This window comes from Sphingobium sp. IP1, from assembly GCF_002708645.1.
GTDB lineage: Bacteria > Pseudomonadota > Alphaproteobacteria > Sphingomonadales > Sphingomonadaceae > Sphingobium > Sphingobium yanoikuyae.
Genome location: NZ_NOIW01000151.1, coordinates 1 through 10,116, shown reverse-complemented (window position 1 = coordinate 10,116; position 10,116 = coordinate 1). Strand labels below are relative to the sequence as shown.

The following is a 10,116-nucleotide window of genomic DNA, read 5'->3' as shown; positions in this document are numbered from 1 at the left end:
GTTCCAGGCGATGGAAAGCCAGGTGCGCGCGGCGGGCGAGGCGATCCGCGCGGCGGTGGCGCAGACGCAGGTCGGCGCCGAGCAGACGGCAGCGCTGCGGGTCGAGGCGGACGGGATCGGCGCGGTCATCACCCTGATCGACGATATTGCGCGGGCGACCAGCATGCTGGCGCTCAATGCCAGCATCGAGGCGGCACGGGCGGGCGAGGCGGGGCAGGGCTTTGCCGTGGTGGCGCGGGAGGTGAAGACGCTGGCGAGCCAGACGCGCGAGGCGGCGGCCGAGATCGGCGAGCGTATCGGCCATGTCCGGCTGGCGGTAGAGACGGTGGCGCAGGGGCATCTGCACATGGACGCGGCGATGGCGACCGCGAACGAGGTGTCGGCATCGGTCTTTTCGGCGGTGGCGCGTCATGGTGCCTTCAGCCGATCGATCGCCGCGAGCCTGTCGGAAGCCGGATCGTCGAGCGACCATATCCGCCAGAGCGCGCGCCAGATCAGCGACAATGCAAGCGCGGCGGCGGCGGGTGCCCATGACATCGGCGTCGCGGCCGGGCAATTGGCGACGGTCGCGCACCGGCTGGACGATCGGGCGAGCCGGTTCCTGCAGGCGATCCAGGCAGGCTGAACCGCACAAAGTCTCTGGTAACGGCGCAAAAAGCAGCTAGTCTTGCACCCAATGGGTCCGGCACGGGCCGAAAATGGGAGAGAAGATCATGCTCGTCATGTTCGTCGGCGTCGATCGCACCGAAACCGCGGTCAACCCTACCCAGGTGACCTTCGTCTCATCCGTGACCGACGGCACCCGCATCCGCTTTGGCGAAGGCCGCAGCGTCACCGTGACCGAACCGATCGCCGAAGTGCTGGATTCGCTCAACCGCGCCCTGCGGCCGCACGAATAGCGGTCTTTTCCCTCTTCCCCTCCATTGCGCCTGCATGGCGACAGCCCTGTCGTGCGCCCGGCAGGTAAAAGGCCCGCCGCGCCATCGCGCAACGGGCCTTTTCAGAGCGTGAAGCCAGAGGTGGACGAAAGGCAGGATCAGGCGCCCGGTTGATCCGGTCGGGCGCGGTCGTCCTGCTTAGTCGTCATCCCCCGCTTCGGGTCCGGCCATCATCCCTTCGGCGACTTCCTCGGTCTTGCCGCGGATCGCCTTTTCCAGGCGGTCTGCCATTTCGGGATTTTCCTTGAGGAAGGTCTTGGCGTTTTCGCGACCCTGGCCGATGCGGACCGAGTCATAGGAGAACCAGGAGCCCGACTTCTCGACCAGCCCGGCCTTGACGCCGATGTCGAGCATCTCGCCGATCTTGGAAATGCCCTCGCCATACATGATGTCGAATTCAACCTGCTTGAAGGGCGGGGCGACCTTGTTCTTCACCACCTTCACGCGGGTCGCGTTGCCGACGATATCGTCGCGATCCTTGATCTGGCCGGTGCGACGGATGTCGAGACGGACCGAGGCGTAGAATTTGAGCGCGTTGCCGCCGGTGGTGGTTTCCGGATTGCCGTACATCACGCCGATCTTCATGCGCACCTGGTTGATGAAGATCACCATGCATTTGGAGCGGGCGATCGACCCGGTCAGCTTGCGTAGCGCCTGGCTCATGAGGCGCGCCTGCAGGCCGACATGGCTGTCGCCCATCTCGCCCTCGATCTCGGCGCGCGGCACCAGCGCGGCGACCGAGTCGACGACGAGGATGTCGATGGCGTTGGAGCGGACCAGCGTGTCGACGATTTCCAGCGCCTGTTCGCCGGTGTCGGGCTGCGACACGATCAGTTCGTCAATGTCGACGCCCAGCTTCTTGGCATAGATGGGGTCGAGCGCATGTTCCGCGTCGACGAAGGCGGCGGTGCCGCCGGCCTTCTGTGCTTCGGCGATGGCATGCAGCGTCAGCGTGGTCTTGCCCGAGCTTTCCGGGCCGTAAATCTCGATGATGCGGCCCTTGGGCAGGCCGCCGATGCCGAGTGCGATGTCGAGGCCGAGCGAGCCGGTCGAGATCGATTCAATCTCGATCTTCTCGCGGCTGCCGAGCTTCATCGCGCTGCCCTTGCCGAAGGCGCGATCAATCTGGGCGAGCGCCGCCTCCAATGCTTTCTGTCTGTCCATTGTGCCTGTCTTCTTGGAATCGATGAGTGAGAGCATAGCGGTCATCGGCCTATCCCCTGTCAAGCGGATCGCGTCGAGTCACTCGGCGCCTGCCAATGATGTATCCTGTTTGTTCCTGCGGAACAAGAGGGGAACGGAAATTTCCTATCCTGCCTATTCAGTCGGCGAGAATCTTCTCCAGCGCACGCTCCACGGCGCCGATGGTGAAGGGCTTGGCCAGCGTCGGCCGATCGGCATGACCCTGCGGCAGATCATCCGCCATGCCGCCGGTGGCGAACAGGAAGGGGATCGACTGCTGCGCCAATATGTCGGCGACCGGCCAGCTTTTTTCACCCTGGAGATTGCAGTCGAGCAGGGCGGCGTCGAACCCGCCCTCGCGCGCCAGGGCGCACGCCTCGTCCACCGACGCGGCGGTCGCGTGGAGGCGATAGCCGAGCGCGTCGAGATAATCTTCCAGCATCATGCCGATCATTGCTTCATCCTCGACGATGAGGATGGACTTGCCGTCAGCCATGCGCCCTTGTCCCTTGTTCTTGCTTCCCATCGCTAGCCAAAGGGGCAGGCGATGCCCAGCATAATCGTTTGCCGGCGGGCAAGTTCATTCCGCCGCCGGTCGCATCGCCAGCGCGTCGCGCGCCGCTTCGGCCAACTGGTTGACGGAAAAGGGCTTGGGCAGGAAGGCGACATTGGCGATGTCGATCGACTTGCGCAATTGCTCCTCGGCATAGCCGGACATGAACAGCACGGGGAGGTCCGGGAAGCTGCGCCGCGCCTGTGCCACCATCGCCGGGCCATCCATATTGGGCATCACCACGTCGGAGATCAGCAGGTCGATCTTCTCGCCGCCGCCCAGCACTTCCAGCCCCTGTTCGCCGTCGCTGGCAGTCAGCACCTTGTAGCCCTGGCGGGTGAGGGCGCGTTCGGCCACGGCGCGGACCATATCCTCATCCTCGACCAGCAGCACCGTGCCGGTGCCCCAGGTTTCGCTGCGCTTGATCGGCGTCTTGGGCTTGGCCTGTTCGATGTCGCCGCCGGCATAGACCGGCAGATAGATGACGAAACTGGCGCCCCGGCCCAGTTCGGATTCGGCGAAGATATAGCCGCCCGACTGCTTGACGATACCGTAGACGGTGGAGAGGCCAAGGCCCGTGCCCTTGCCCAGTTCCTTGGTGGTGAAGAAGGGTTCGAAGATCTTGGACAAGATGTCGGGCGGGATACCCAGGCCCGTGTCGGACACGCGCAGCGCGGTATAGTCGCTGATCGGCAGAATTTGCTGCCGCATCTCGCGCACGCGGTTTGCGGGCACGCCATAGGTCTGGATATTGAGCGTGCCGCCTTCGGGCATGGCGTCGCGGGCATTGACCGCCAGGTTGACGATGACCTGTTCCAGCTGGCCGGGGTCGGCGCGCACCGCGCCGAGGTTGCGGCCATGGCTGACGTCGAGCTTCACATTCTCGCCAAGCAGGCGCTTCAACAGGTTGGAAACGTCGGCGACGATGTCGGGCAGCTGCAATATCTGCGGGCGCAGTGTCTGCTGGCGCGAGAAGGCGAGCAGCTGGCGGGTGAGGCCGGCGGCGCGATTGCTGTTCGACTTGATCTGGGTGATGTCGTCATAGTCGCTGTCGCCCGGCGTATGGCGCATCAGCATCAGGTCGCAATGGCCGATGATGGCGGTCAGGATATTGTTGAAGTCATGGGCGACGCCGCCCGCCAGCTGGCCGATCGCCTGCATCTTGGTCGCCTGCGCGACCTGGCGCTTGAGCTTCGATTCCTCGCTATTGTCCTTGAGGCTGAGCAGCACGGCGGCCTCGCCCAGGCCGCGCACGCCGGCAAGGCTGAGCGCGATCGGTTCCTCGGGCTGTTCGCGCATGCGCACGGCGATGTCGCCCGACATTTGCGGGCCGACGGCAAAGCGGCGCACCGCGTCGGCCACCGCCGCCTGATCCTCGCGCACGACAAGGTCGCCGGGATAGCTGGGCGTTTCGGCATCCTTGATGCCGGCGGCGCGGGCGAACGCCTTGTTGACGAACAGCACCCGGCCGTCGCGATCGGCCATGGCGAGGCCGAAGGGCAGCAGCGAGAGCAGGGTTTCGATATAGGAAAGGGCAGAGGTGCCGCCACCGCCGACCGGCTCGTCGATCAGCAGCAACAGCATCGGGCCGTCCTGCGCCCCATTCTGGATGCCGCCCGGCTGGGTGGCGCGGCGCAGCGGCACCTGCAGCAGGCGCAGCGGCAGGCCGCCGCTTTCCTCCCGCGCCAGGAACAGCCGGCCCTTGTCATCGACCCGCATATGGGCGGCGAAATCGCGGCCGGTGATGTTGGCGTCGATCCGTCCGGCGGCGCGCAGCAGGAAGGCACCGTTGGCGGCGCGGATGCGGCCCTCGCCGCCGATCATCACCGCCATGATGCCGGCTTCGCCCAGTTGCCGCCCGGCCTCGCCCGTCAGGACGCGATGGACATCGTCGAGCGCGCTGGGCTGGCGCATCGGGGTGAAGCGCCAGAGCAGATAATCCTCCGACCGGCCGGTGCGGGTGATGTCGACGTCGAGGCGCAGGATCGCATGGGCGATCGCCTCCACCTTGGCCTCGCCATCGCGCCAGGCGGCGCGGGCGGCGGCGGTCAGGCTCTCGATCAGCGAGGCATCGGCATTGACGGCCGGGGGCGAGGGGTAGCCGGGAAACCATTCGCCGAACAGGTCGCTGGCGCAGACCAGCCGGCCGGCGCGGTCGGTGACGGCGATCGCCATGCTGGAGGCGTCGGCAGCGGCGCGCGCCACGGTCCAGTCGGGCACGGCATCACTGGCGGACAGCGGCGGGGGATAGAGGCGGCGATACCAGGCGAGCAGCGCGGCGATGGTGATGACCGTGGCGGCAAAGCCGGCGGCCAGCGCCCAGTCGCCAATGGCATAGAGGACAATCGCGGCGGAGGCGGCCGCGGCGAGCGCGAGCAGGGGCACGAAGCTGCGCGACGGGGCTTGTCCCATCCACGCCTCATCATCCCTGTTTACCCGCGCGACCATCGGCGCCGTCCCCTTAAGCCCTTACAATGGAACCATGACGCCACGGATCAGATCCGGGCGATCTCTTCCAATGCGCTGCTTTCATTGCGCTTGCCAATCCTCAATTTGCGCGCCTGCCACTTGCGGCCCATGCGGCGGCGCCAGAACCAGTCGGCGCCGACATAGCCGAGCACCGCGCTGGCGAGCGAGATGAGGAAGAGGCCGAGCAGCATGGCCGGGGCGGCTTCGGAAAAGAGCCAGGCGCACCATTGGCCGATCGAGGCATGGCCATCGACCAGCGCCATGAAGCCCGAGGCGTCGGCGCTGCGGCCGAGCATCCAGTTGCCGAGCCATACCGACGCCATCAGGATCAGCGGCGTGGTGGCCGGGTTGGACAGGAAGGTCATCGCCGCCGCCACCGGGATATTGGCGCGGAAAGGCAAGGCGAAGATCGCGGCGCCGGCGATCTGCACGCCGGGGATCAGCAGGAAGATGCCGACGAACAGGCCGAGCGCGACACCGCGCGGCACCGACCGGCGAGTGAAGCGCCACAGCGAGGGTTCCAGCACGCGATGGGCGACGGGGGCAAGGACGCGGCTCTTCTCCAGCGATTCACGGGTCGGCGCGTTGGCGTGCCACCAGCGGGAGAAGCGATTGTCCATGGATCAGCTATGCGCCTTCATGATGCGCTGCTGATCGCGCTTCCAGTCGCGTTCCTTGATCGTGTCGCGCTTGTCGTGATTCTGCTTGCCCTTGGCCAGCGCCAGTTCGACCTTGGCCCGGCCCTGGCTGTTGAAATAGACCATCAGCGGCACCAGCGTCATGCCCTTGCGCGACACCGCGCTGTGCATCTTCTCGATCTCGCGTTCGTGCAGCAGCAGCTTGCGCACCCGCTTGGGCTCGTGATTTTCGCGGTTGCCATGGCTATATTCGGGGATGTTGCTGTTCACCAGGAAGACCTGGTTGCCCTTCACCTCGGCATAGCTTTCGGCGATATTGCCCTCGCCGCCGCGCAGGGCCTTCACCTCCGTGCCCTGCAGCGCGATGCCGGCCTCGAACACCTCCTCGATGAAATAATCGAAACGGGCGCGCCGGTTCTCGGCGACGATCTTCTTCTTGTCGAAGGTTGCGGGGCGGGGGCGGGCCATATTCTGCTACTTAACTCAATTCATCATATAGGGACGCCGGCGCGTCAAACCAGACCGGCGATCTCCAGCGCGCGATCGACCGCGGCGCGGCTCGATTCCGACGGCCAGGTAATCGGCAGCCGAAGCTCGCCGGGCATGTCGGGCCGCACGCGGGTGAGGGCATATTTGACAGGGCCGGGTGAAGAATCGCTGAACAGGGCATCATGCAGGGGGTAAAGACGATCCTGCAGCGCCAGGGCACCATCCCAATCCTGCGCGGCGCAGGCTGCCTGGAAATCGGCGACCAGGCGCGGGGCGACATTGGCGGTGACCGAAATACAGCCCCGGCCGCCCATCGCGTTGAAGCCGAGTGCGGTTTCGTCATTCCCCGAAAGCTGGCAGAAGTCCGGGCCGCAGGCGAGGCGCTGCGCGGTGACCCGCCCCAGATTCCCGGTGGCGTCCTTCACCCCGACGATCGACTGATATTCCTGGCTCAGCCGGTGCATCACCGGCACGCCGATGTCGGTGATGGTGCGGGTTGGGACGTTGTAGAGGACGATCGGCAGGTCGCAGCGCTGCGCCAGATAGGCGAAATGCTGATAGACGCCGTCCTGATTCGGCTTGTTGTAATAGGGCGCGACGACCAGCGCCGCGTCGGCGCCGGCGGCCTGCGCCGCATACATATGCTCCAGCGCGATGCGGGTGTCGTTCGATCCGCAGCCGGCGATCACCGGCACGCGGCCGGCCGCCTGGTCGACGCAGATGGCGATGACGCGATTATGCTCTTCGACCGTCATGGTCGCGCTTTCGCCGGTGGTGCCGCAGGGGACCAGCGCGCTCGACCCTTCCTCGATCTGCCAGTCGACCAGGGCGCGGAAGGCGGCCTCGTCCACCGCTCCGTCGCGGAAAGTGGTCACCAGGGCTGGAATCGACCCGGAAAACATCATTAAACTCCTTCAATTCTCCGGGCGACCGGGGCATGATCGGGCAAGCGGCGCGCTATAGCGCGTCATTCAGGGCCTGATAAGGATGCAATAGCGATTATGTCCAGCATGCCGAAGCCCGGAACTGTCGAAAGTTACCTGATCCGCATGCCTGTCATTGCTTTATTGCTCGCAACCGCCGGTGCCGGCGCCCAGACCGAAACCCCCACCGTCTATGCCCAGGCGATGGTGCAGCCCCTGCCGGGCCAGCCGGGCTCGACTCAGCCCAGCGCCTGGAACCAGGCGGCCAGCCGCGTCGGCATGCCGTCCGATCCCTCGATCGCCGGCACGATCAGCCAGTGGCGCGCCTTGCAGCAGAGCGATGGCCTGGGCTTTTCCACCTATGCCAGCTTCATCATGGCCAATCCCGGCTGGCCGGGCGAGGACCGGATGCGGCGGCTGGCCGAGACCGGGATCAATCCCGACAGCTTTGATCCGCGCCAGGTGATTGCCTTCTTCGCCCGCTTCCCGGCGCGCACCGCGACCGGCCATGCCCGCAATGCTGTGGCGCTGATGCAGGCCGGGCGGATGGACGAGGCGCGGGTGGCCGCGCGCACCGCCTGGATCACCGGCACGCTGAGCCCGACCGACGAGGCGCGGCTTTTGTCGCTGTTCGGATCGGGCTTTACCGTGGCCGACCATGACCAGCGCGCCGACATACTGCTGTGGAGCAATGACACGATCGGCGCGATGCGGATGCTGGCCTATGTCAGCCCGGCGCGGCGGGCGATCTATGATGCGCGCATCGCCTTTCGCCAGAAGTCGCCGGACGCCGCGATCAAGATGCAGACGGCCGAGCCGGCCGGCGGGGCGAGCGATGCGGGCTTCATCGCCGACAAGGCGACCTGGCTGCTCAACAGCGGCAACTGGATCGCCGGGCGCCAATATCTGGCCAATCGCCAGCCGCTGACCTTCCGCCCCGGCAATGCCGAAAAATGGTATGAGACGCTGCTGACCCAGGCACGGTCGTCGGCGAACGACAGCCAGTGGAGCTTTGCCTATGGCATCGCCAGCCAGCTGGACGACGCCTATGCGCCGGGCACGGACGTGTCGACCCGGCCGATCGGCGAGCGCGACGATTATACCAGCCTTGCCTGGCTGGCGGGCACGACCGCCTTCTACAATCTCAACCGGCCGACCGATGCGGTGGCGATGTTCCGCCGCTATGCGACCGGCGGCAAGTCGCCCCAGGTCCAGGCCAAGGGCTATTATTGGGCCGGGCGCGCGGCGCTGCAGGCGGGCGATGCGGCCAGCGCCAACAGCTATTTCAACCAGTCGGCACAGTTCCCCGACCAATATTATGGCCAGCTGGCGCTGGAGCGGCTGGGCCGGCCGGTGCCGCCGCCGCCCGAACGGGCGGTGTCGATCTCGGCTGCCGAACGCAGCGAGTTCAACAACCGGTCGGTGGTGCGCGCCGCCAGGGCGCTGGGCCAGATGGGCTATTGGGAAGACCAGAGCAAATTCGTGCGCGCCATTGCCAATGGCGCCGACAGCGATGGCGATCATTTCCTGGCCGCCGAGCTGGCGCAGAATCTGGGCCGCCCGGACATGGGCGTGATGGTCGGCCGCCGGGCGGTGTCCAACGGCCTGACCGGCTATGGCGCCAGCGCCTTTCCGCGCGTGCCGGTGCCGCCGACGGCGCAATATAACTGGACCATGGTCCATGCGATCGCGCGGCAGGAAAGCCAGTTCGACAAGCAGATCGTCAGCCATGCCGGCGCGCGCGGCCTGATGCAGCTGATGCCCGGCACGGCGCGGGAGCAGGCGGGCAAGCTGGGCCTGAGCTATGACGCCGGTTCGCTCAATGATCCGAGCTACAACATCATGCTGGGGTCGGGCTATTTCCAGCGCATGCTGGACTATTATGGCGGCAGCTATCCGCTGGCCGTGGCCGCCTATAATGCCGGGCCGGGCAATGTGAATCGCTGGGTCAAGGCCAATGGGGACCCGCGCCTGCCGGGCGCCGACATGCTGCGCTGGATCGAGCAGATCCCGATCTTCGAGACGCGCAACTATGTCCAGCGGGTGCTGGAAAATGCCGTCGTCTATGAAGCGATGAATCCGGAACGCGCCAAGTTCAAGGGCAGCAATGCGGTGCTGAGCCGCTATCTGGGCAAGCAGACGCCGGGCTGATCTTTCCGGTTTGCGCGTCGGCCAAGGCTGTGGATAAGGGGCGGCATGAGCGGTCCCTATCCCAATTATATCAGCCCCGAGGGCTTTGCGAAGCTGCGCGCGGAATATGACCATCTGCTGGGCGTCGAGCGGCCGCGCATCGTCGAGGTGGTGAGCTGGGCAGCCGGCAATGGCGACCGCAGCGAAAATGGCGACTATCTCTATGGCCGCAAGCGGATGCGCGAGATTGACGGCCAGTTGAAGCGCCTGTCGAAGAAGATGAAGGATGCCAAGGTCGTCGACCCGCGCCAGCAGCCCGACAAGGGCCGGGTCTATTTCGGCGCGACCGTCACCATCGCCGACGAGGATGATCATCATCGCACCGTGACGATCGTCGGCAATGACGAGACCGATGTGGACGCCGGCCGGATCGGCTGGGGATCGCCGATCGCCCGTGCGCTGCGCGGGGCGGCCATCGGCGACCTGCGCCGGGTGCATCTGCCTGCCGGGGAAAAGGAATATGAGGTGATGGCGATCAGCTATCCGCAATAGGATTTCGATCGCTTAACTTCCCATATTTCCCGCACATTTTGACATGGAATTTCCAACCTCCGCAATATCCTTACGCCGGCCGCCCCCATTATAGGGGCGATCAGCCCTGTAGGACAGCATCCGCCAGCCAGGCGCGGAAGGCAGCCATGGCGGGGCTGTCGGGCCGGGACAGCAGGCGGGTAAGCCAATAGCCGCCGACATCGACGCTCTCAGGAAAAGGCTGGACCAGCTGCCCGGCCTGC

10 protein-coding genes are annotated in these 10,116 nt (G+C 65.9%); 4 read left to right on the top strand and 6 right to left on the bottom strand.

Annotated elements, in window-relative coordinates; genetic code table 11:
• Together CG471_RS27400 and CG471_RS27395 are read left to right on the top strand one after the other, a co-directional pair.
• The coding region (locus tag CG471_RS27400) for a methyl-accepting chemotaxis protein (protein ID WP_257211708.1) at positions 1–625 on the top strand (625 nt) is incomplete at its 5' end.
• An 88-nt stretch (positions 626–713) separates the two neighbouring features.
• Positions 714–899 carry a hypothetical protein gene (locus tag CG471_RS27395; RefSeq protein ID WP_004208680.1) on the top strand — a complete coding sequence of 62 codons (186 nt, stop codon included), beginning with the start codon at positions 714–716 and terminating at the stop codon, positions 897–899.
• A gap of 177 nt (positions 900–1,076) precedes the next feature.
• Here CG471_RS27395 and recA read toward each other — a convergent pair whose 3' ends face one another.
• The 6 genes from recA to dapA form a co-directional block, all read right to left on the bottom strand.
• A complete protein-coding gene (gene recA, locus CG471_RS27390) occupies positions 1,077–2,147 on the bottom strand; it encodes a recombinase RecA (protein ID WP_004208679.1) in 1,071 nt (356 codons plus the stop codon).
• Positions 2,148–2,259: 112 nt separating this feature from the next.
• The gene (locus tag CG471_RS27385) at positions 2,260–2,616 is read right to left on the bottom strand and encodes a response regulator (protein ID WP_004208678.1); all 357 of its coding nucleotides are present in this window, start codon (positions 2,614–2,616) and stop codon (positions 2,260–2,262) included.
• A gap of 84 nt (positions 2,617–2,700) precedes the next feature.
• Entirely contained in the window at positions 2,701–5,085 is a 2,385-nt protein-coding gene (locus tag CG471_RS27380) for an ATP-binding protein (protein WP_099234398.1), read from the bottom strand.
• 83 nt (positions 5,086–5,168) lie between these two features.
• Positions 5,169–5,762, bottom strand: coding sequence for a DUF2062 domain-containing protein (locus CG471_RS27375; RefSeq protein ID WP_004208676.1), 594 nt, complete (start codon positions 5,760–5,762; stop codon positions 5,169–5,171).
• A gap of 3 nt (positions 5,763–5,765) precedes the next feature.
• Positions 5,766–6,248 carry an SsrA-binding protein SmpB gene (gene smpB / locus CG471_RS27370; RefSeq protein ID WP_099234397.1) on the bottom strand — a complete coding sequence of 161 codons (483 nt, stop codon included), beginning with the start codon at positions 6,246–6,248 and terminating at the stop codon, positions 5,766–5,768.
• A 44-nt stretch (positions 6,249–6,292) separates the two neighbouring features.
• Positions 6,293–7,171 (bottom strand): 4-hydroxy-tetrahydrodipicolinate synthase, encoded by an 879-nt coding sequence (gene dapA / locus CG471_RS27365; RefSeq protein ID WP_004208674.1) that lies wholly within the window; start codon positions 7,169–7,171, stop codon positions 6,293–6,295.
• 99 nt (positions 7,172–7,270) lie between these two features.
• On the opposite strand from dapA, the gene CG471_RS27360 reads away from it, so the two are divergent.
• Both CG471_RS27360 and greB read left to right on the top strand, forming a co-directional pair.
• The gene (locus tag CG471_RS27360; protein WP_099234396.1) at positions 7,271–9,343 is read left to right on the top strand and encodes a lytic transglycosylase domain-containing protein; all 2,073 of its coding nucleotides are present in this window, start codon (positions 7,271–7,273) and stop codon (positions 9,341–9,343) included.
• Positions 9,344–9,388: 45 nt separating this feature from the next.
• Complete coding sequence (gene greB / locus CG471_RS27355) at positions 9,389–9,874, top strand: transcription elongation factor GreB (protein ID WP_004208672.1); 486 nt, start codon at positions 9,389–9,391, stop codon at positions 9,872–9,874.
• The last annotated feature ends 242 nt before the right edge of the window (positions 9,875–10,116 follow it).

Coding starts and splice junctions, on each gene's coding strand:
- CG471_RS27395 (WP_004208680.1), top strand. CDS start 714: ATGCTCGTCATGTTCGTCGGCGTCGATCGCACCGAAACCGCGGTCAAC.
- recA (WP_004208679.1), bottom strand. CDS start 2,147: ATGACCGCTATGCTCTCACTCATCGATTCCAAGAAGACAGGCACAATG.
- CG471_RS27385 (WP_004208678.1), bottom strand. CDS start 2,616: ATGGCTGACGGCAAGTCCATCCTCATCGTCGAGGATGAAGCAATGATC.
- CG471_RS27380 (WP_099234398.1), bottom strand. CDS start 5,085: ATGGGACAAGCCCCGTCGCGCAGCTTCGTGCCCCTGCTCGCGCTCGCC.
- CG471_RS27375 (WP_004208676.1), bottom strand. CDS start 5,762: ATGGACAATCGCTTCTCCCGCTGGTGGCACGCCAACGCGCCGACCCGT.
- smpB (WP_099234397.1), bottom strand. CDS start 6,248: ATGGCCCGCCCCCGCCCCGCAACCTTCGACAAGAAGAAGATCGTCGCC.
- dapA (WP_004208674.1), bottom strand. CDS start 7,171: ATGTTTTCCGGGTCGATTCCAGCCCTGGTGACCACTTTCCGCGACGGA.
- CG471_RS27360 (WP_099234396.1), top strand. CDS start 7,271: ATGTCCAGCATGCCGAAGCCCGGAACTGTCGAAAGTTACCTGATCCGC.
- greB (WP_004208672.1), top strand. CDS start 9,389: ATGAGCGGTCCCTATCCCAATTATATCAGCCCCGAGGGCTTTGCGAAG.